Annotated in this window: 21 protein-coding genes and 1 pseudogene; 7 read left to right on the forward strand and 15 right to left on the reverse strand. The window is 43.9% G+C overall.

Annotated features, from left to right (window positions below):
• Positions 1-129: 129 nt before the first annotated feature.
• From WC496_06435 to WC496_06455, 5 genes are all read right to left on the reverse strand, one after another.
• Entirely contained in the window at positions 130-951 is an 822-nt protein-coding gene (locus WC496_06435; protein ID MFA5292657.1) for an ABC transporter ATP-binding protein, read from the reverse strand.
• 13 nt (positions 952-964) lie between these two features.
• On the reverse strand, positions 965-1,801 hold the full coding sequence (locus WC496_06440; protein MFA5292658.1) for an ABC transporter permease: 837 nt from the start codon (positions 1,799-1,801) through the stop codon (positions 965-967).
• A gap of 219 nt (positions 1,802-2,020) precedes the next feature.
• Positions 2,021-3,058, reverse strand: coding sequence for a hypothetical protein (locus tag WC496_06445; protein ID MFA5292659.1), 1,038 nt, complete (start codon positions 3,056-3,058; stop codon positions 2,021-2,023).
• A complete protein-coding gene (locus WC496_06450; GenBank protein MFA5292660.1) occupies positions 3,055-4,284 on the reverse strand; it encodes an acetate/propionate family kinase in 1,230 nt (409 codons plus the stop codon). The genes WC496_06445 and WC496_06450 overlap by 4 nt, the downstream gene beginning before the upstream one ends.
• Complete coding sequence (locus WC496_06455) at positions 4,284-5,489, reverse strand: M20/M25/M40 family metallo-hydrolase (protein ID MFA5292661.1); 1,206 nt, start codon at positions 5,487-5,489, stop codon at positions 4,284-4,286. Before WC496_06455 ends, WC496_06450 begins: the two co-directional genes overlap by 1 nt.
• A gap of 177 nt (positions 5,490-5,666) precedes the next feature.
• Here WC496_06455 and WC496_06460 point away from each other — a divergent pair, with 177 nt between their 5' ends.
• The 3 genes from WC496_06460 (at position 5,667) to WC496_06470 (ending at position 8,997) form a co-directional block, all read left to right on the forward strand.
• On the forward strand, positions 5,667-7,292 hold the full coding sequence (locus tag WC496_06460) for a sigma 54-interacting transcriptional regulator (GenBank protein MFA5292662.1): 1,626 nt from the start codon (positions 5,667-5,669) through the stop codon (positions 7,290-7,292).
• Positions 7,293-7,429: 137 nt separating this feature from the next.
• Positions 7,430-8,224, forward strand: a complete 795-nt coding sequence (locus WC496_06465) for a hypothetical protein (GenBank protein ID MFA5292663.1) — start codon at positions 7,430-7,432, stop codon at positions 8,222-8,224.
• 62 nt (positions 8,225-8,286) lie between these two features.
• Positions 8,287-8,997 carry an HNH endonuclease gene (locus tag WC496_06470; GenBank protein MFA5292664.1) on the forward strand — a complete coding sequence of 237 codons (711 nt, stop codon included), beginning with the start codon at positions 8,287-8,289 and terminating at the stop codon, positions 8,995-8,997.
• Positions 8,998-9,097: 100 nt separating this feature from the next.
• Here the strand turns inward: WC496_06470 and WC496_06475 are convergent, their stop codons facing one another.
• The 5 genes and pseudogenes from WC496_06475 to WC496_06495 form a co-directional block, all read right to left on the reverse strand.
• Positions 9,098-9,337, reverse strand: a complete 240-nt coding sequence (locus WC496_06475) for a hypothetical protein (GenBank protein ID MFA5292665.1) — start codon at positions 9,335-9,337, stop codon at positions 9,098-9,100.
• 2 nt (positions 9,338-9,339) lie between these two features.
• Positions 9,340-9,585: a hypothetical protein gene (locus WC496_06480; GenBank protein MFA5292666.1), complete on the reverse strand. Its 246-nt coding sequence runs from the start codon at positions 9,583-9,585 to the stop codon at positions 9,340-9,342.
• Positions 9,586-9,711: 126 nt separating this feature from the next.
• Positions 9,712-10,101 (reverse strand): annotated as a pseudogene (gene dcm, locus WC496_06485) (DNA (cytosine-5-)-methyltransferase).
• A gap of 341 nt (positions 10,102-10,442) precedes the next feature.
• Positions 10,443-10,649, reverse strand: coding sequence for a helix-turn-helix transcriptional regulator (locus WC496_06490; protein ID MFA5292667.1), 207 nt, complete (start codon positions 10,647-10,649; stop codon positions 10,443-10,445).
• 62 nt (positions 10,650-10,711) lie between these two features.
• Positions 10,712-11,650 carry an HNH endonuclease gene (locus WC496_06495; protein ID MFA5292668.1) on the reverse strand — a complete coding sequence of 313 codons (939 nt, stop codon included), beginning with the start codon at positions 11,648-11,650 and terminating at the stop codon, positions 10,712-10,714.
• A 339-nt stretch (positions 11,651-11,989) separates the two neighbouring features.
• On the opposite strand from WC496_06495, the gene WC496_06500 reads away from it, so the two are divergent.
• The 4 genes from WC496_06500 to WC496_06515 all read left to right on the forward strand — a co-directional run bounded on the left by WC496_06500 (position 11,990) and on the right by WC496_06515 (position 17,689).
• A complete protein-coding gene (locus tag WC496_06500) occupies positions 11,990-12,715 on the forward strand; it encodes a cobalamin-dependent protein (protein ID MFA5292669.1) in 726 nt (241 codons plus the stop codon).
• A gap of 187 nt (positions 12,716-12,902) precedes the next feature.
• On the forward strand, positions 12,903-15,440 hold the full coding sequence (locus WC496_06505; protein MFA5292670.1) for a S8 family serine peptidase: 2,538 nt from the start codon (positions 12,903-12,905) through the stop codon (positions 15,438-15,440).
• Positions 15,441-15,526: 86 nt separating this feature from the next.
• Positions 15,527-17,011 (forward strand): FGGY family carbohydrate kinase, encoded by a 1,485-nt coding sequence (locus WC496_06510; GenBank protein MFA5292671.1) that lies wholly within the window; start codon positions 15,527-15,529, stop codon positions 17,009-17,011.
• A 3-nt stretch (positions 17,012-17,014) separates the two neighbouring features.
• Positions 17,015-17,689 carry a CDP-alcohol phosphatidyltransferase family protein gene (locus WC496_06515; protein MFA5292672.1) on the forward strand — a complete coding sequence of 225 codons (675 nt, stop codon included), beginning with the start codon at positions 17,015-17,017 and terminating at the stop codon, positions 17,687-17,689.
• Between the two features lie 2 nt (positions 17,690-17,691).
• Here WC496_06515 and WC496_06520 read toward each other — a convergent pair whose 3' ends face one another.
• The 5 genes from WC496_06520 to WC496_06540 form a co-directional block, all read right to left on the reverse strand.
• Positions 17,692-18,108, reverse strand: coding sequence for a secondary thiamine-phosphate synthase enzyme YjbQ (locus tag WC496_06520; protein MFA5292673.1), 417 nt, complete (start codon positions 18,106-18,108; stop codon positions 17,692-17,694).
• A gap of 100 nt (positions 18,109-18,208) precedes the next feature.
• Complete coding sequence (locus WC496_06525; protein ID MFA5292674.1) at positions 18,209-19,381, reverse strand: glycosyltransferase family 4 protein; 1,173 nt, start codon at positions 19,379-19,381, stop codon at positions 18,209-18,211.
• A 58-nt stretch (positions 19,382-19,439) separates the two neighbouring features.
• On the reverse strand, positions 19,440-19,799 hold the full coding sequence (locus tag WC496_06530; GenBank protein ID MFA5292675.1) for a four helix bundle protein: 360 nt from the start codon (positions 19,797-19,799) through the stop codon (positions 19,440-19,442).
• A gap of 80 nt (positions 19,800-19,879) precedes the next feature.
• Positions 19,880-20,623 (reverse strand): tRNA pseudouridine(38-40) synthase TruA, encoded by a 744-nt coding sequence (gene truA, locus WC496_06535; protein MFA5292676.1) that lies wholly within the window; start codon positions 20,621-20,623, stop codon positions 19,880-19,882.
• A gap of 78 nt (positions 20,624-20,701) precedes the next feature.
• Positions 20,702-21,655 carry a hypothetical protein gene (locus tag WC496_06540; protein MFA5292677.1) on the reverse strand — a complete coding sequence of 318 codons (954 nt, stop codon included), beginning with the start codon at positions 21,653-21,655 and terminating at the stop codon, positions 20,702-20,704.
• Positions 21,656-21,909 lie beyond the last annotated feature (254 nt).

The raw sequence follows: 21,909 nt of genomic DNA on the forward strand, positions 1-21,909 counted from the left end.
TTATTTTTTCAAACGATGCCTATCATAACAATACTCATTTCCCTCTATTCTTTTTAATTTTCAAAAATTCTGCTCTCGGCGGCTCCGCAATTAAAAACTAAAAATTGCAACTAAATACGCTTAACGAAATTACTGCGTGCCGTTATTTTTTATATCCTCGAACGAAACCTGTAGCGAGTTCAAATCTGTCGCGCTCACCTGCCCGCTGACAAATCGCTGAACAAGCGGCAGCGTACTGTTTTTGATTGTCTCGGCGCTGCCGTCGATGAGTATTTTCCCGTTATGCAGCATTATTATCCTGTCGGCTATTTTATATGCGCTTTTCATATCGTGTGTTACCACGATGCTCGTAATGCCAAGTTCCTTTTGCAGTTTCAAAATCAATTCGTTGATTATATCCGACCGTATCGGGTCAAGTCCCGTTGTCGGCTCATCGTAAAGAATCACTTCCGGATTAAGTGCGATTGCCCGTGCCAGCGCCACTCTTTTTTTCTGTCCGCCGGACAGTTTCGCCGGATAATATTCCTGAAACCCGTCCATCCCGACCATTGACAGTTTTACTTTCGTAAGTTCGTCGAGTTTATTCTGGTGTTTTTTATGAATATGCTGTTTTACAGGAAACATTATATTTTCCTGTACGGAAAGACTGTCGAACAATGCCCCGCCCTGGAACAGGAACCCCATTTGAGTCCTCACGCTTTCAAGTTCCTTTTCGTCGAGGTTATCGATTCTTTGATTTTGAAAATAAACTTCCCCGTCGCTCGGCCGCAGCAGAACTATTATATGTTTTATCAGAACCGTTTTGCCGCATCCGCTCGGCCCGATTATCACTGTCGTTTTGCCTTTTTCGAATGCGAGCGAAATATCGTCGAGCACGGCAAGTTTGCCGAACCTCTTACTGAGTCCTTTCAATACTATTATCCCGTCTCCGGGTTCGATTTCTTTTTGCACTTTTTTACCTTCTCTAAAGCAGACTTCTGAACGGCCATACTGACGAGTAAAGAGCTTTGAATATCACGACAAGAATAAAATCGATTGCCAGTATTAGAATAAAGCTCCCGACAAACGCTTCAGTGCAGGCTTCGCCGACGCCTTGTGCGCCTTCTTTGCAGTGGAACCCCTTATAGCAGCTCATACCCGCGATTGCCGCGCCGAAGAAAAATCCTTTTGCGATACCGATTGTAATATCCCAAAGTTCGACCCCGTCGGCACTGAAGCTCCAGTACGCCGTACTGTTTATTCCGAGATATGGAACGCTGATTAGATACCCGCCTATTATACCCAGAAAGTCCGCATAGATAATCAGCACCGGCGTAAGCAGCAGGCACGCTATCAGTCGCGGCGCGACAAGGTATCGGATTGGATTTGTCCCCATACTTCGGACGGCGAGTATTTGTTCTGTCACGTTCATTGTTCCAAGCTCTGCCGTCAGCGCCCCGCCGACTCTTCCTGCAAGCATCACCGCCGCAAGCACCGGCCCAAGCTCCTTAACAACCGACAGATTTATCAGCACTCCGAGATGTTCCTCGATTCCAAGACCGGCCAACTGGTCGTACGCCTGTATCGCCAGCACCATTCCAACAAACGCCCCAGTTATTGCCACGACCGGAACAGAGCGGACGCCGATGGCAAGCATCTGCTCCCAAATCAGCGGATATGTCGCCGGCTTGAAAAACGCCGCGACAGAAGCAACCAGCGATTCAACCTGAAACCTTGCGAACCTGCCGCAATTGCCGACCGCCTTTATTATGCGACCGCCAAGCTGCTCAACCGCCGTATTTTTGTGTGTTCCATCTGCCATATTCTGTCCTGTTATGTCCTGTTTTATCCACAAAAACACCGATTGTCAACCCCGCACATTCCCGGCAGAAAATTATGACACGGCCTGTCAGACAGCACAATCGCATATAAATAAGGATTCGGAACTGCAAAAAGTGGAAACAAAACAGGTTTCCGGCCCGTGCCGTAAAGCTGAACCGGAAACCCGACAGGTAAAATATATGGTTTTATCGTGGTATTATTATTTGTTTTTCAAAATCGTTATCAATGCGTCTTCGGCAATTATCTCGTTAATGGTTTTTTTAAAAGCTGTCCATTTTATTTTGCTTTTATTTCTTTTGCAGAAACCTTTCAATTTCTTTTCCAGTTTTTCCTTTATAATGTCAGCAGTCTCTTCGGCGTATCTGCCCGAAAAGACTATTCTGTCAACTCCGCCCATCGCAGCTGCCGCCATTCCGCAGGCAATAAGGATTTTATAGAAAATTATCTCCGCGACACATTTTATTTTTTTATCTTCGCTTCGGAAAACTTCCGCGATGGTAACATTCTTACCGGCAAGCCCCCTGATGCCGCTTTTTTCAGTCAGCTCGATATTGATTTGCTCCGGGGTCCATCCTTTTTTTTCGGAAAGTGCCAGGACTATACTTGCGTCGATATCGCCGCAGCTTTTTTGCCCGGGTATTCCTTCTATAGGAGTCGCACCGCTTGTTACCATTAGCGCACGTCCATCTGCAATCGCGGCAGTTTCCGGTCTCGGCTCAAGACATATCGAAATTACCTTGCCGGATTCTTCCGACGCCGCTTTATGAAACAGCCCGTGATAGCCGTAACGTCTCAGGTTCAGTTTATTCGACAAATCGCTTCCGACTCCGTAGAATGCCTCGCGATGCGGAAGATTCGCGAAAAAACCCGAATCAAAAACCGCAACAACAGGAATACCGTGCAGGATTTCCTTCGTGATGTCTATAAGATTGACGACCAAAGGCAGATGCATCGGAGCCTGTGGAAAGAGTTTGATTATTTTTTCTCTTGCTTCGTCCGTTACAATAACGGGGGCCTTAAATTCCGTTCCGCCCATCGCAGCTCTTATCGCGATCGCTTCGATTTTTTCATTTTTAAACGATTTATTTATATCCGAAACAATTCTCTTCATCGTTTCGGACATATCTTCCGCCTGCCAGTTTTTGAGAATTTTTCCGGCCGGAATTTTATATTCCGGAATTCTGCAAAAGGAATATTCCAGTTCCGCAGGGCTCGGATTCAAAACAAGTATATTCATCGTTCGCCTCGCTTTTCGTTTTTACCAAGCAGCCGAAAACTTTCCCTGGCAATGGCAAGTTCTTCATTTGTCTTAATAACGAGTATTTGCACATCGCTGCTTTCAGCGGCTATATTTTTTGGAAATGTGTTACAGTTATTGTTGCGTTCGTTATCGACCGATATTCCAAACCATTCCATATCGCTGCATACTGCCGCGCGAACTTCCGGCACGGTCTCGCCTATCGTATCGGTAAATATGATTGCCGCAGGTTTACCGACAACCGCCAGGTATGCGCCCAGATATTTTTTAATCCGCCACAGGTACATATTCGCGGTAAGACCCATTGCTTCATTTTCGTTTTTACTTTCTTTTCTCTGCAATATATCTCTTATATCCGCGGATACGCCGGATAGTCCGAGCACGCCGCTGTTTTGGTTCAGAAGCGTTTCGACTTCCTTTCGGTTTCCGTCGAAATTGGCAAGCAGTTTCAATAATACCGAAGCCCCGATATCTCCGCACCTGGTACTCATAAGCAGTCCGACAAGAGGCGAATATCCCATCGTATTATCAACTGATTCACCATTTACTATGGCACACAGGCTCGCCCCGCCGCTTCCGAGATGACAGCTTACCGCGTTGAGCTTTTCAGGTTTTATTCCGAGCATTTTGGCCGCTTCCTGCGAAACATATTGATGACTCGTCCCGTGAAATCCATATTTATAAAAACCGAGTTCTTCACTCAATTGTTTCGGTATCGCGTATGTGCGGGCGTAATCGGGTATCGTCGAATGAAACGCCGTATCGAATATCATTACCTGCGGAAGCTCCGGATAAATTTTCCAGCATTCCTGAATCAGCGAAATGGAAGGCGGATTGTGAATCGGTGCAAGCTCTTTTATCCGTTCGATGTTTTTCATCACATCTTCGGTAACGATTGTATGAGTAGTAAAAACCCTGCCGCCGTGAACGACCCTGTGGCCTATGGCGTCCGGCTGGAAATTTTTTACGCCGGCCAAAATCTTCATTATTTCCCTGAACGCCGTCTGGTGGTCCCGCATCTCAGCGATGTATGTTTCAGTTTTGCCGCCTTGAGTATAAACTATCTGTGAAGCTTCGTTTGTCTTCGGTCCGACTCGTTGAGCTTCGCCGCTGACAATCTCGCTTTCGCCCGGCATTTCAATCAGCCTGTATTTCAGCGATGAACTGCCGCAGTTCAGAACCAGGATTTTCGTTTGTTTTTTCATTAAATCTCGTCGCTGCTCCAGCCAAATACAGGAATACCTATAAGACTGTGCACTATCGCGCTTGTTCCGTAAACCGCTTCGGTTATGTTGTCAATTTTTACACGTTCATTTTCCGTATGAGAACTGTCTTCGTCTCCGGGGCCGTATCCGATAACCGGAATTTTAAATTCATTCAGAATTACACTTCCCGAAGTCCCCATTCCCAGTCTTCCGAGTTTCCATTTCCCTGCTTCCGCCTTGCAGCCGGCAGCCTTCAGGGCACCTCTCGCCTTTTCCATCAGTTGACAGAAAGGATCGATAGACCACGCATTGGATATTTTCTTTACGACTATCGAATGACCGGTATAAAGTTTTTGGAATTCGGTTTTGACCGCAACATCTATCGCGACCGAACCGTTGTTTTTGGCGGCCATTACTGCTTCATGCTTCAACTGACTGGTTATATATCCCATATCTTCGGAAAGATTCATTCGTCTTTCGACAGTTATTGTCGCTTCCCGCAGGCCACGGTTCTCTTCTATAAAGGGTTTATTTACCTTCCAAGAGTCGAAATTTTCCCTTTCATTCTCCCTGCTTATAGTGTCGATATCGTTAAAAATCGAATCAGCTGCATCTCCTACTTTGAAAGGATTACTGCCGACAACTTTGACATCGAGTTCGACCCAACCATCGTGTCCATAATAAAGACCGAGTCCGGTTGTTTCTCCGAGAACGACATAATCAGCCTTGAGACCAAGTTGCGGAAGTGTTTTTTCCATCAGCCATTTCGTTCCGACGCTGCATCCGTTTTCTTCCGCGACTGTCGCGGCAACAATCAGATTGCCATTCAGTGGAAGCAGGCTTCTTTTCAGCAGACAGCCCGTAAACACATGAGCCGCCACTCCGGATTTGCAGTCGCTTGAACCGGAACCATAAAGATAATCGTCCTCAACTAACCCGGCCTTTTCATCGGGCGGCAAAACAGTATCAAGATGACTCAACAGCAAAACATTAGGTCCGGCACTTCTTCCCATAATAAGCCCGACAACGTTCCCGCATTCATCTCTGAAAACCCTGTCAAAACCAGCGTAGCTCATTCCCCTTTCGACAAACTCGGCTGCCTGTTTTTCATTAAGGCTTACACTCGGTATCGCTACAAGCTCTCTTGTAAACCCGATAGCTTCTTTCTTCAATCCGTTACTCTTTAATTTCAGTAATTGATACATTTTCATGCCCCTTAAAAAAGTTTCTTTCCATATTTACAATAAGCAACAACTGTGCCAATCTTTAATATTAGACATAAGCCCATATTAAACAATGACTTAAATTTAATATTTTAATCTTGACATTTTGCAAAACTATTTCATAATAGTATATATGTATTTCATTTTGAAAGATTTACCATGAAAGCTGACGACCTTGTTCTTCAGGAATTAATTGATTTTAAGGAGGGACGATTGAGTCTTCACGGTCGCCGCCTCGTCCTTCATGATATGCATTCTTTCGCTCAATTTAGAAAAGATTTGACAGATATGATAGGTTTTCAGGAGACAAGAAAGATTCTGACGCGATTTGGGTTTTTCTGGGGTCAGGCCGATGCCGCTGCACTAAAAAGAATATTCCAGTGGGAAGATACTATCGAACTTTTAAAAGCAGGCCCGCGACTGCACACTCTTCAGGGCGTTGTGAGGAGTGTCATTAAAAAGATTGAGCTTGACCGCCAAACCGGAAAATTCGAAATGGAATTGCTCTGGTACGACTCCGGCGAAGCGGAAGAACATCTTATTTCTATCGGTAAATCAGAACAGACCGTTTGCTGGATGCTCATTGGTTACGCAAGTGGTTTTGCTTCTTATTGTCTTTCAAAAGAAATATATTTTATGGAGCAAAAATGCCGCGCCAAAGGCGATATGATTTGTACCGCCATCGGCAAAGACAAAGATTCATGGGGTGATGAACTGAAAAACGTTCTTCCTCACTTTGAGTCGGAAGACATTAAAGGCAAAATTCAGCAGCTTACCGAACAACTCCGCCTCAAATCACGGGAACTTTCCGCGCAACGTAAACAGCTCGGCCTTCCTGAAAAGCCGATGAAATTACAGGCCGCTGAAGTCAGGAGCAAATCTTTTCAGGCCGTCCTCGAACTCGCCTCGCGCGCATCGATTTTCGATTCATCAATTCTCATCACCGGCGAAACAGGAACAGGAAAAGAAGTGCTCGCAAGGTATATTCACAACAATTCGCCCAGAGCGAAAAAAAACTTCATCGGAGTCAACTGCGGCGCCCTTCCGGAAACGCTGCTCGAAAGTGAACTCTTCGGCCATAAAGCAGGTTCTTTTACCGGAGCGACCAAAGACCGCATCGGCCTGTTTGAGCAGGCAGGCCAGGGCACGATTTTTCTCGATGAAATAACAGAAATCTCCACCAACACACAGGTCAAACTCCTTCGCGCACTTCAGGAACGTGAAATCTTCCGCGTCGGCGAAAGCACCCCTCGCAAAATCGATATCAGAATCATCGCCGCCAGCAACCAGAATATCGCCGAAGCAATAAAAACCGGCCGATTCAGGGAGGATTTATATTATCGACTGGCAGTAATCGAAATCCAGGTCCCGCCGCTGCGCAATCGCCAGGAGGACATTCTCCCGCTTGCCAGGTATTTCGTTAACGAATTTTCCAAAAAAATGAAAATCCCGAACCTTATTCTCGATGCATCCTGTCTTAACTATCTCCTGAATTATTCCTGGCCCGGAAATGTTCGAGAACTCGAAAACGCGATAGAACGCGCCGCTGTCTTCTCGGGCGAAGGCGTCATCTTCCCGGAAAATCTTCCCCCTGCGATTCTCAAATCGGTTTATATATCGCAAAACGCTTCAGACCTGCAAAGCAGAACGCTCGAACAAATCGAAAAAAATCACATCAATAATATTTTGAAAATGACAGGCGGAAATAAATCCCGCGCCGCAAAAATTCTCGGAATCAGTCCCGCTACCCTCTGGCGAAAATTAAAAACTTTTGACATCCAATAAAGTCCGGCACAACTGCCGCCGATGATTTTTTATGCACTTGACTAAAAAGCGTCTTTTCGCTATAGATTAGGCATCTTCCATATCGTGAAATTCTATATGGGCGGATTCACTAAAACTTAAAAGACCGACAGAAAATAATGCTGCATTATACAGAAAGAAAAAACAGAATACATATCATCACCCTCGACATCGTCCTGGCAGGCGATATCTTCGAAAGACTCTCGAGCTGCCCCGACACAGACTCGGCACAGCTAATAATGCCCGGCAGCGACAAAAACATCACGCCGGACGATATCCTGAAAATCGCCCGCGACACCACAGATTCGAAAATCCTGATTATGGATGTGCGAACCCATACAAAACCGAGACTCCAGCAGGCATACAGCGATATAGTAAGATTCAACCGGCCGGACCTGAACAATTACTGCCATACGGTCCTTATCGGCGACGGGCCGAGCGAATTCCTGCTGCAAAAAAAGGGAACAAACGCATTTCAAAATTATCTTGCAGATCTGAGAATCGATTACAGCCCCGCAGTTTTCTTCGCCAATCCATTCCTCTATTACACTCAGCAGGAAATTCAGGATATGATTTTGAACCACGGCAACGTCCTGCCGGAAAAAATCCCGCAAAGACTCGAAAAATATTTCAAAAAAGACCTGCCGATAAAAACTATTTATGAATATTTCAGCGCAGCCGACAAACATGGCGGCGCAAAATTAAGAAGAAGAAAGAAAAGACTCGAAAAACTGAAAAATATATATACCAAATTAATCGCCGAGGATTTCCCCGACGATAAGGACAAACTCGCCGCGGCCCTGACAAAACAAGGCTGCCCATTCCCCGGCGAACTCCTCAAACTCAATACCTATCCGTTCCATTTCGAAGAATGGATTTCAGACTTACTAAAATTCATTCCAAAAAATCTTTGATTCTTTTGATGATTTTTGAGGGGGTTCTGGTATAATGCCGAGTATTAAAAGGATTTTAATAAATGGCTTACAAAAGCATAATTACTTATTTGGATATCGTAAAACGAGAAGATATTAACCTCCAGCGGGGAATGAATTTCCGAATCAAACCTAATTATTCAATAATATTAATGAGCGTAAGACGCGGCGCTCCATACAAGGACAGTTGGCATCCAGACACCGGCTTACTCGAATATGAGGGTCACGATGAGCCAAGACGAGCAGGTAACAATCCAAAAAAGAAGGATCAGCCGTTAAAAAACCCGAGTGGTACGCTAACTGATAATGGAAAATTCTTTGAAGCTGTTATTGACTACAAAGAGAAAAAACGAAAACCTGAATTAGTTCAGGTATATGAAAAAATCTCATCTGGTATATGGTGCGATAGAGGAAAATATGAACTGATTGATGCCAAAATTGTTTCCGATGGCGGCAGAAAAGTTTGCAGATTTTTCCTAAGGCCTGCAAAAGCTATTTTTAAGAGAGAACCATTTCTTAAAGTAACTCGTGCGATTCCAACACAAGTTAAAGTTGAGGTTTGGAAACGAGACCAAGGAAAATGTGTTATTTGCGGCAAAAAAGATAATCTTCATTTTGACCATGATGTACCTTATTCCAAAGGCGGCAGCAGCATAACTGCAAAAAATGTTAGACTCCTTTGCGCAAGACACAACTTATCTAAATCTGATAAGATAATGTCTCTTGCCCCGTGGTTTACTGTTCTTGTAGGGTGATCCGATATGTAAACAACCATAATAAAACTGCCACGTCCGGAAGCCCCCAACTTCATGTTGAGGGTTAACCCCTTTTATTCATATTAAGTTTTTTATTGTCTCATTTATCAAGTTGCTTCTCAATAGCATTTATAATTTCCTCATAATACGTAGCGATATTCCTTGCTTCATTGGCATTTGAACATTCTTCGATAATGCACGGCTCTGATGTTACGCCAGTTTCCATATATTCTGCTGTGTCTAACCAAACTTCTTGTCTTGCTTGTAGTCCCTCGATAATTTGTCCGACCATCAGTCTTGGCAATTTTAATGTAACGATTCTATCTTTCATGATTCCCATATTTATAATCCGAGCTCACCATCTTCGATATTCGCAGCGGCCGCAAGGGCTAAAGCATTTTTAAGAATAAAACTTCCATAATTCTTAACAACTTCAATCAATGTTTCAGTACCCTGTTTTGTCCAATCTCCGTTTATACAAAGCAATCCTGCGAGTATATCCCAATCAATCTCATTATTCTTATCAGTTGCTTTGGCAACATAAGTTTGATACTCAGACCGAATCTCTTTTATATCAATATCTTCCATATTAAAATCCTTTCATTGGTTATGTTAAGGGGTGCTACTTATAAGTCGACTACCCTAAGGTAGCAATATATGAAACTTATCCGCTTTTGGTAAAACAATGGCCCTATCTCCCCTCTTTATCTTAATAAGCAAAAACGCACGAGGTTGTTTTTCTTTTAAAACTCTTAATATATCAAAAAACAAAGTTCCTTGTGTCTTATCTGCGAAACCGTGTGCTTTACCTAAAGAATTTTTTTTGCTAACGCCTGCGATACTAAACGGCTGACAGGGAAAGCCTGCAACAAGAATGTCATGATCAGGAATGTCAGCTTCATTAATTTTCGTAATATCACCGGCTGGCCATTCTCCAAAATTTTCGTGATATGTGATTTGGCATTGTCGGTCCCATTCTGATGAAAAGACACACTTTGCGCCACATTTTTCAAAGGCAAGTCGCATCCCGCCAATTCCGGCAAAAAGATCAATAAATGTAAGTTGTTTCTTTGATGGGCTAAGACTGAAAATGTGGCTATCAATTCGCTCAAGATAAATTTTGTCGCCGATTTGTAGGTTATGATAACGAGCAAATTTCTTTATCTCTGGTCTTCGCCTGAATAGTTTCTTGTCTTTTGGAATATCAGTTTTTATAGTCTTGTTTATACCAGATAAATTAAGAGTTAATTTTTTTAAGCCTTCGCCTTTCCTCTTGCTGGATGAGCCGAGAGCATCTCTGGGAATAAGACCACCAATCAATTTACCAACACGAATATTGCCCTGGGTTAGTAGTTCATGTGTAACATTAAGAACCGCTACATTCGTATTATTTGTGTTTTCTTTTGGTAAACAAATCACACAGAAAAACTCCATTCATTTATAATTTAAAATAATTCCTTGATACTGACTTTTAATGCCTTTGCGATTTTTTCAATGTTCTCCAGAGTGATATTTTTTTCGGCCCTCTCGATCATTCCAATATAAGTTCGATGAACACCCGCTCTATCTGCAAGTTCTTCCTGCGAAATATGTTGCTTAGTTCTCTCTTCTCTGATTTTTTGCCCAAATTTAATTAGAATTTGTTTTTTCATAAATATCGTTCCGAATATTGGTTGCAGTTTGGTTGTAGTATAGAGGCTTGCTAACTATCGTTCTACATACTATAGTTAGCATCTTTGGTTTGTTTCTGAACCCGTTTTTTGTATTTTCGCAGGTTCTCATTCAATAAAAACGTTCTGAACGGCTCATTCTTAAAGCATGGAAAATTCAAAGGTGCGTAATTCTCCTCGCCGGCCTGTAAAACAAACTTATCCCTCGCAAATGCCGCGATAATCCTGTTCTCGGGACTGTCAGGCAGGCGAAACGATACCGCCTTGCCGTTGGCAAGCTGATATTTGGCCAAACAAAAATAACCGTTTTTCTCGCGTTTAACGGTAACGCCGATATAGCCCGATGAGTTTTCGCGTATTATATTCAGCCCGATTTGTCTTTTCGTCAGAAAACGCAGGTTCTCGTTCAGTAAAAAACTCCTGAAAGGTTCATACTTAAAGCATGGAAAATTCAAAGGTGCATATTCCTCCTCCCCTGCCTGCAAAACAAACTTATCCCTCGCAAATGCCGCGATAATCCTGTTCTCGGGACTGTCAGGCAAACGGAACACTCGCCCTTTGCCGTTGGCCAGCTTAAAGTTGGCCAGACAAAAATAGCCGTCTTTTTTGCGATTAATGGAGACGCCGATATAGCCCGAAGTGTTTTTACATATTTTGTTAAGGCCGTTTTGCCTGTATGTTGCAAAACGCAGATTGCATCGGCGGTTATCGAGCGGGTCCCTGTTCTTATGGTCAACAATCTGACCATCCTTGGCATTCATTACGAAACGCGAAAGAAAAACATGCCTGCTCGGCTTTTTGCCGAAAACAATCGCAGGGCAGCGTCCGGCATGACACACTATTCCGATAATTCCCTTATTGTACTTTTTCGGAAACTCGATGTATTTATTAAAGATTCTCGAATAAATGTCCGGGTCAACTTTGACGATACTGCCTTTAATTTTGAACATCACGTAATCAACTTTTTTCTTTGGTAATGACATAATAGGACTCCGAGGAAAAATTAAGATTTAAGATTTAAAAATGAGAATTGAGATTTGTTTGAGTTAATAGTTTTCTAAATTGTTAACTAATCACTTAATTTGTATGGGTATTTTACCATATTTTAAATAAAAATCAAGTAAAATCTCCATTTTTTTGTAAAAAGGAGGGATTAGGATTTTTGGCATAAAATCTTTTACGCAAATTTACAATTTTACCTATTTTAACTAAAGATTTTCAAGCTGCCTTCCCGATAGACTGTATATCTTGCCTAACTTAACAAGTTAACAGGAAAAATTAGGAAATTTGAAATAACCGCATCTTATTTGGAGAATTGAGTTATGTTGAATGAAATTTTTCTGCAAAGGTATTTACAAGCGTTACTTACAGGCGATCGTCGAAGTTGCAGAGAGGTTATAGAGGATGTTTTGCATAACAATAATGCGTCCATAGTTGGGGTTTACAGTGAGGTAATCTGGCCTATGATGCTTGAAATTGAGAAGTTATCTCGTTCTGACACAATAACATCGGTTCAGGAGCATTTGGCAACACGGATAAACCGCACAATAATAGACCAGCTTCAGAACAAGCTGCCTAAATTGCCGCAGAATGAGAAAAAGGTGGTTATCTGCAGTTCTCTAAAGGAGATAAGCGAGCTTGGCGGTCAGATGATTACGGATATGTTTGAAAGTGCCGGCTGGGATGTGAGGTTCATCGGCGGCGGGCTAACTAATGATGACATATTGTCTTATATACACGAGTTTAGTCCTGAGGTTCTTGTAATTTACGGAACGGACCCGACGGAGACGCCGGAAGTCCGCAAGATAATCGACAGGATAAGAGGGATAAACGCCTGGCCGGATATGAAAATAATGCTGTGCGGCGGGGTTTTCGGCAGAGCCGAGGGCCTTTGGGAAGAAATCGGGGCAAACCTTTACGCTGAAACACCCGCGGAGGCGGTCGAAGCGGCTACAAGTGAAAAGCCTGTTATAGAGCCAGTAAGAACGATAAATCGCAGAAAGAGAAAATACGAGCTGTGTGCCAAAGGCGGTGTGCATAAAAAATAGGACAATACTTTCTTTTTTGCGTTAATTTCGCTAGGGGGCAAATCCGCTGCAAAGCAGCGGATTTTTTTTGAGATTTTTCGGGATTTGGCGGCAAAGCTGTGTTTTACGCAGGGCTTGAGTTTGCCAATGTAAAACTGTATAATATAGAAAGCACGGGTAATTAAGCAGGAATCGCGGAAAAAGGAAAATGACACAGGGGAATTTGCATATCAAAAGTTCATTGCCGAGTTCGGCAATATATAAAACTCCAATAATAAGAACGCTGGCCATTCTGATAATATTTGCGGGAGTTTTATCGGCTGCGGAGGATTGCAACTGCGAAAAACCGGCGTCAACGAATACTATCGAAAGCAAACTTACAGACCCCAATGAAATTTACAAAGGTTTCGAGCTGGGCAGCGAAAAAGTCAAAGTTATCGTCAATCTTAAAAAACCGGAAATGCTGGTCAGGAAAACTGTCAACTGGCAATCGAAAGATTCGCTAAAGCGGCTGCACGGTGAAGTAAGAAATCGCCAGGATAAACTAATCGGGACTTTCAGGGCAAAGGAATTCGGGCTTCGTCATCGTTTTGAAAATCAGGCTGGTTTCTCCTGCGAAGTTACGCCTGAAGCGCTGGATAAATTATTAAACGACCCGAACGTCGAGTCGATAGAGCCGGTGTTTATTCTCGAAAAACATCTGGCGCAGGGCATACCGCTGATAAACGGCACGGTGTACCGCTCGACATATAACGGTCAGGGCACGGCAATCGCAATTTGCGATACCGGAGTCGATTATACTCATCCGATGCTGGGCGGGGGCGGATTTCCGAACGGTAAAATTATAGGCGGATACGATTTCGGCGACGACGATTCCGACCCGTTTCCAACAGACGCACACGGGACGTGCTGTGCCGGTATCGCGGCGGGAGATATCGGCAGCGTAGGCGATTATATCGGAGGCGTCGCTTACGGCGCTAAAATTTATGCGATGAAAGTAGAAGACAGCTCCGGCTATATTTACAATGACAGCATAATCGCGGCGTGGAACTGGTGCGTGAGCCATAAAAACGATAATCCATCGTATCCTATTCTGGTAATCAGTGTCAGTCTGGGCGGCGGACGATACTACAGCACGTGCGACGGCTCGAACAGTTCGCTGGCGACCGCTGCGAATAATGCCGTCGCGGCAGGGATTACGATTCTCGTATCTTCGGGCAACGACGGCTACTGCGATTCGATAGCAAGTCCGGCGTGTCTGAGTAATACAATTTCGGTAGGCGCTGTTTATGACGCGGCGTTCGGAATATACCAGCCCTGCGTCAGTTCGGCATCATGCGCGACCAAATATTCAACAGCCGGATGTACTACCGGATGGTACTGTATCGACACAACGGCGGCGGACAAGGTAACATCTTATTCGAACACCGCTTCGTTTCTGGATATACTTGCGCCTTCAAACAAGGCTTATACTACGGATATGGTCGGTTCGGCCGGCTATTCGAGCGGCGATTATTATTCATCTTTCGGCGGAACGTCAACGGCGTGTCCTTATTCGGCGGGTGCGGCGGCGTGTCTGCAATCGGCCGCTAAAGTAATTACGGGAAATTATCTAACGCCGAGCCAGGTTAAATCCATCCTGATTTCAACGGGCAATAATGTAACCGACACAAAGATTTCAATTACCAAGCCGCGCATCAATCTGGGCAACGCAATTGAAAGCATAGATATAACTCCGAATCCCTGCGAAGAAGTTATGATAGGAACGGGAACGTCGAGCTGGGGCTTTCCAATGTACACCTATTATCACGACAGCAGAACACAGGTGATATATCAGGCAAGCGAAATCGGCTCTGCGGGCAGCATCACAAGCCTTGCGCTTTATGTAACAACTATACCCGGGCAGGTGATGAACAACTGGACAATTCGAATGAAACAAACAACGCTGAATACTTACAGCAGCTGTTCGTTTGATTCGACGGGCTGGACGACAGTTTATCAGGCTAATGAATCGCAGGGCGGGACGGGATGGCGGACTTTTACTTTTTCGACACCATTTCTATATAACGGGACAGATAATCTGATGGTCGATTTCAGCCATAATAACAGTTCCTATACCACCAACGGCTATTGCAGATATTCGACGCCCGGCGGGACCAGGAGCGTTTACGCGTTTTCCGACAGCGTTTACGGCGACCCGCTGAACTGGTCCGGAAGCACTTTGCCGAGGACGTATTGCGGGACTTATGTGCCGAATGTTCTGTTTACGGTTTGCCCACCGACGATTGCCGCACCGGTTCTCGGCGCAGAACCAAATATAACGGCGGGACTTTGCAATACAATTTCCTGGGGCACGGTTTCCGCCGCTGATAATTATTACGCACAATGCTCGGCCGACCCATGCTTTTCTGTAATCGACAGCAACAGCGGCTGGATAACGGCGACAAGTTACCAATTCTGCAATCTCGACATTGGTCAGCAATACTGGTACCGAGCTAAAGCCAGAAATACTTCATTGGATATCGAAGGCGAATGGTCAAATACGGTTTCGTCGCGTCAGTGCGGCACGCCGGGAGATTTCGAGCCAGACTGCGATGTGGACTGGGCCGACCTTGCGGTATTGGGCGAACAATGGCTTCAATCGCCGGGCACACCATCGGCGGATATATGGCCGCCGCCAGCGGGCGACGGTATAGTCAATTTCTTCGACCTTGCCGAACTGGCAAACCACTGGATGCAGTATTAAACATATCAAAATTGTCAAATCCAACGAACTGCCTTGACCGCAACGGGCCAGAAAGTATAATCAGGTATCTTCGAAAGGAACAAAAGATGTTTTTTATAGGTTACGACGCAGGCAGTTCATCGGTAAAGGCATCGCTTCTTGACGGGCAGAGCGGAAAAATTATCGCTTCGGCGACAAGCCCGAAAAAAGAGCTTGAAATTATCGCGGCCAAAGCCGGCTGGGCCGAACAGAATCCGGAAATATGGTGGGAGAATATAAAAAAGGCGACGGCGGAACTACTGGCGGCTTCAAAAGTAAATCCGGCAGATATAAAAGCTATCGGAATTTCGTACCAGATGCACGGACTTGTGCTGGTCGATAAAAATAAACAACTGCTGCGCGACGCGATTATCTGGTGCGACAGCAGAGCGGTTCCAATCGGAGAAAAAGCGGCAAAAGAAATCGGCGAACAAAAATGCCTGCAGACACTTCTTAATCTGCCGGGGAATTTTACGGCGACGAGACTGAAATGGATAAAAGATAACCAGCCGGATATTTATAAAAAAATATTCAAGGCGATACTGCCCGGCGAATATATCGCGATGAAGATGAGCGACAGGATAGTAACCACGCCGGGAGGTCTTTCCGAACATATTATGTGGGATGCCAGTAAAGGCGGGCCGGCGGATATTATGCTGGACTACTTCGGATTCGAAAAAGATTTTTACGCGGAGGTGCTGCCGAGTTTTTCAGAACAGGGCGAACTGACGGCAAAAGCAGCAGATGAACTCGGATTAAAAGCGGGTACGAAAATTACATACCGCGGAGGCGACCAGCCGAATAACGCACTTTCATTAAATGTTCTTAATCCCGGCGAAATAGCGGCAACTGCGGGAACGAGCGGTGTCGTTTACGGAATTACAGACAAGCCGGTGTACGACGGCAAATCACGGGTTAATACTTTTGTTAATGTAAATTACAGCAAGACCGCACCGAGATACGGCGTATTGCTTTGCGTAAGCGGAACGGGAATTTTGAACAGCTGGCTTCGAAAAAATGTTGCAGATAATATCGACTATCACGCGATGAATGAACTTGCCGCCAAGGCGCCAATCGGCAGTGACGGGCTTGTGATACTGCCATTCGGCAACGGGGCCGAAAGGACGCTTGAAAATAAAGATTTCGGCGCACAAATCAGCGGCCTGAGATTCAACACACATACCAAGCAGCATTTACTGCGGGCAGGTCAGGAAGGCATTGTATTCGCATTGAATTTCGGCCTGCAGATAATGCACGGTATCGGCGTAAAGGTCAGTAAGGTTCGGGCGGGAGACGCGAATATGTTTTTGAGTCCGCTGTTCGGCAAGGCGTTCGCGTGCGTTACGGACGCGGTGGTTGAACTTTATAATACAGACGGTTCTGCAGGTGCAGCAAGAGGCGCAGGAATCGGACTCGGCTTTTATAAGGATTTTTCACAGGCTTTCGCGGGACTGAAAAGCACAAGAACCATAGAGCCTGACAAAAAATTATCGCAGCAATATAAAGAAGCTTATGAAAACTGGCTTGATGCAATGAAAAAGATAACAGGTTAGCAGATGGATAAAGCTAAATTTACCGGCGATAAAAAAGCCCCGATGAAAACATTTCTGGCCGGGCCTGAACGAAGGTTCATAGACAGCAACATCGCCAAACTTCCATCGTGGCTGCAGGGTTATCACTTAACGCTTATGACTATTATATGGTCTGGCGGCCTTATAGGATTCGGGTATCTGGCAAAAAATAATATTCACTGGCTCTGGCTTTCGTCTTTGATACTCGTTCTGCAGTGGTTCACGGATTGTTTCGACGGTGCTTTGGGGCGGCACAGAGATACCGGCATTCCAAAATGGGGATTTTATATGGACCATTTGCTGGATTTTATTTTTATGGCCTGCGTTTTTATCGGCTATTCTTTTTTGCTGGAAGGAATTTATAAAGAAATCATCCTGCTGCTGATTGGCGTATTCGGAACATTTATGGCAAGCTCGTTTCTGGCGTTCGGCGCCACCGGCGAATTCAGGATAACATATTTCGGCACCGGGCCGACCGAAGTTCGAATATGGTTTCTTGCGCTTAATACCGCATTGATTTTTTGCGGCACTAAATGGATTGAAAAATTTCTGCCGTATATTCTTGGAATCTCGCTTATCGTTCTGGTTGCGGTGATTTACCGTACACAGAAACACATCTGGGAAATCGATATGCAGGACAAGGCTAACCGAGGCCGTTGAAGTCATTCGCCGATGATTTTAACCAGCAGGCGTTTTCTGCGTTTGCCATCGAATTCGCCGTAAAAAATCTGTTCCCACGGACCGAAATCTAATTTGCCGTTCGTAATCGCAACGACAACCTCCCTGCCCATAACCTGACGCTTTAAATGAGCATCGGCATTATCTTCGGCGCCGTTGTGATGATATTGCGAATAGGGTTTTTCAGGGGCGAGCTTTTCGAGCCAGGTTTCAAAGTCCTGATGAAGGCCCCTTTCATCATCGTTAATAAAAACACTTGCCGTAATGTGCATCGCATTTACAAGACACAGGCCTTCTTTTATGCCGCTCTCCGACAGACAATTTTCCACTTCCGAAGTAATGTTGATAAACTGCCTACGAGTCGGTGTATTAAAATAAAGTTCCTTTTTGAAGCTTTTCATAACTTTTCCCTTTTAATCGCTGATTACACAGATTTCAATGATGATAAAAAGTAAGGATTAATTTTCGCGCGTTTTTCCGTACTTCCTTGTTTCCTTATATCTATACTTCCTTTAACAATTTTTTATAAACTTCTTCGATTTTATCGACCATTGTTTTCGGCGAAAATTTTTCTTTGACGAATTCCCTGCCGGCGACACCGAGTTTTGTCCGCAAATTTTCGTTCGCAATCAATTCCGCACAAACCTCTGTTAACTGCCGGACATTCTCAGGTTCGACAAGTCTGCCGGTGTCGGGGTTAACAACTTCGTTTGCGCCGTCGATGTCGAAACTTATCGCAGGTTTGCCGCACAGCATCGCCTGGGGCAGGACTCTGGCCAAACCTTCACGCAGCGAACAATGCACGAGAATATCCGAAGCCTGAATCGCAAGCGGTATGTCCGAAGGAGGCAAAAGGCCGGTAAATCTGAATTTATCGGCAAGGCCCGAATCGGCAATCTGCTTTTGCATCAGGTATCTCAAAACTCCGTCGCCTACGAAAAGCCAGACGCAATTTTCAAATCTTTTCGAAAGCTCATACGCAGATTCGACTATGTAATTATGCCCCTTGAGGTGAAACAATCTCGCGATAGTTACAAAAACAATCGTGTCATTCGGTATATCATATTTTTTTCGGAAATCATTCCGCTGTTGGGTTGTAACAGGATTTAAAAATGGTTCTTCCTCTATAGCCGAATAGGCGGTTGTATATTGCTCAGGTTTGCCGATGCCCGCGGCAAGGGATTTTTGCGTCATCGCGTCAGCCACACAGATAAACGCATCTGTTTTTTTCGCAGCGGCTCTTTCGACAGCGATATAAAATTTGTTCAATAATGGATTTTGGTATTCGTGGAATGAAAGGCCGTGAACGCCGTGAACGGTTTTGAGTTTTAAGTTTTGAGTTTTGAGTTGAGCGGCAGCGAAGCGGCCTAAAATACCTGCTTTGGCTGAGTGGGTGTGAACAATGTCAGGCTGAATTTGGGCTAATATTTTTTTTAACTGATAATACGCGGGGATATCGTAAATCGGATTTATTTGTCTGCGCAGCGAATCAATTACAATCGTTTTATATTTTTGATTTTTTGTCTGCCTAAAAAGTTCGCCTTCGGGGCCGAGCGCGGGGCCTGTAATTAAAGTTACATCGTGTCCGCGGTCGGCAAGGCCTTTACAGGTGATTAAAGTGTTCTCCTGCGCTCCGCCGAGAATCAAACGAGTTATAATATGCACTATAACCATAGAACACAGAACATAGAACACAGAACGCAGAATATAAAATACGGCATAAAAATAACCCTCAAATATCAGACCTTATTGCATTCGAATATCCCATAAGAATTTTACTTACTTCTTCAAGTTGAATAAGTTGTTCCTTAGTATCACTATATCCTAAATCTTTAGCAAGAATCAAATAATAACGGCATTCTTCCAGAGAACTTTGGGAAACTCCTAAAAAATATGTTTTCTCCGCCTTACTCCTTTTTCTAAATCCCTCCGCGATATTAGCAGGAATTGAAACTGCCGCTCTTCGAAACTGTGAGATTAATCCATATATCTCAGAGTTTGGGAATTTTTCACTTAGACGATAAGCGGATAAGACGAATTTATGAGCTTTTTGCCACACAATTAAATCAGTAAATTTCTTCGCTTTTTCCATGACTTGGCCCTTTCAAATCTTTGAAATAAATTCTTAATTCCCAAAATCTTCCGAGTTCCGAGTCCTGATTTCTGAGTTCTTTAGTATTTTATCCACATAAGGCACAGGCCGTTTGCCGGGGCGATAGGGCCGGCGGCGGTACGTTTTTTCGCTTCGATAATTTCATCTATTTTTTCCGGCTGCCATCGGCCGCGGCCGATTTCGACGAGCGTGCCGACAATATTTCTTACCATATTATACAGGAAACCGTCCGCTTCGACATCTATGTATATCCACTGCTGGTTTTGCGTAACCTCGCATTGCAAAATCGTCCGTACAGAACTGCTGCGCTTATCGCAGGCGGTAGCGAAAGATTTGAAATCTTTTTCGCCGACGAATTTATGCGCCGCGGTGTTCATAGCCTCGACATTCAGGCTGCCCGGCCTGTGCCAGCAATGATTTATCTGCATTACGGGACGGCTTCTGCCGGTGTAAATCGAATAACGATACAATTTGCTTTTTGTATATTTGATTGCGTCGAAGTCGTCCGGCACATCAACGGCTTCGGTAACAACGATTTGTTTCGGCAGATACATACTTATCGCTTTCGCGAGGCGGCCGGTTGGAATCGGAGTGTCGAGCCTGACATTAGCGACCTGGCCGAGAGCGCTTACGCCGGCGTCGGTTCGGCTCGAACCATTGACTTCGACATTATCGCAGCAGACAAGATTTTCAATTGCCGAGATAAGTTCGGCTTCGATGGTTTTGCGGTCAGGCTGCTTCTGCCAGCCGCTGTAGCGACTACCATCATACTGAATAGTTAATTTGATGTTTCTTAACGCCATTTTTAGCCACAGATTACACGGATTATACTGATTTTTTAACCACGAATTAACACTATAGTTAAAAATAGATTATTTGAATTATTCTACTTTGTCTCCATAAAAATGAAAGAAAGAGCTAATATTTCCTATTCCATCGTTTGATGGATCCACAAAATAAATTAATTTCTTCAAAGATTTATTACAATCCAAAAGCCACCAAGAAATATTTTTAGTCTTATCACTCAAATCAGAATGCTGTAAAAAGAAAACACGTTTAGTGTCTATTTGATAATTGTCCATAGAAAGTTGTTCGGAAATTGCTCCTGCGACCAAATCAGGAATAGCCAATAAATCCTCTATTTGATTTTTGCCATTATCACACCGAGAAGTTCCAATACGACAATGTCCAAGATCATGCTCTAGGTAGGTACTACAAATCCAGTCGAAAAGCTTTGTGATTTCACATACACGCTCATTATTTGCAACAATATCATCTTCATCCGTAAACCAAATAATATTTTGTTTTTCTTTGCTTAAACCAGCTATAATAAAGCTTATAAAATGAATTATTAAAAAAGCTTTTTCTAAAACTTTCCTTTTCCATTTTTTAAACATATGGAAAGCAGGATTAGACAAATCGAGCAGTCCTTTATCAGAAGGGCATAACACACTTTTCTTATTGACAGCTACAGTAAAAGATAAACCTTTTAAATCATTTGCAGCTTCCAATAAAGGTATTAACGCCTTCTTTCTTTGAATATCACCTAAGCTTTTGAATGCTATGCGCCTTGTATCTGAAAAACAAATTTTTCTTACTTCCAACCTCTTTGGTTCAAACATAGTCCATGATTCAAGGCTGGTTAATAAAAAAGAATAGACCACATAAGGGGATTTCGATGATTCACCGCTATAATCTGAACAAATTAACAATGTACTTGAATTATCAAAATCAGGGAAACTATTTACGTGTTTTTTTGCTAAATCAACAAAGTCGGCATTCCAGCCATTGAAAATTGTTTTTGAAAAAGTGCTTACATTTTGCCAACTCATCATTTTACCACGAAATAATATAAAAAAAGCCCTGAAATTTATCAGGGCCTATTGTAATCTTAAATAAGTTAATATGCAAACGACAGGAAAACTCTAAAGATTGAGATTGCTTCGCCCGCCAAAGGCGAGGCTCGCAATGATTTTATGAAAGCGTGTGTCTCCTCTTGCGGTTAAAATGCCGCATGAGAAAACCTAATTCAGCGACCACAAGTCGCAGAAAGGAGACACACATGGAAATTATATCAATGGATTCGCAT

The organism is Phycisphaerae bacterium (assembly GCA_041652575.1).
Taxonomy (GTDB): Bacteria; Planctomycetota; Phycisphaerae; order Sedimentisphaerales; family UBA12454; genus UBA12454.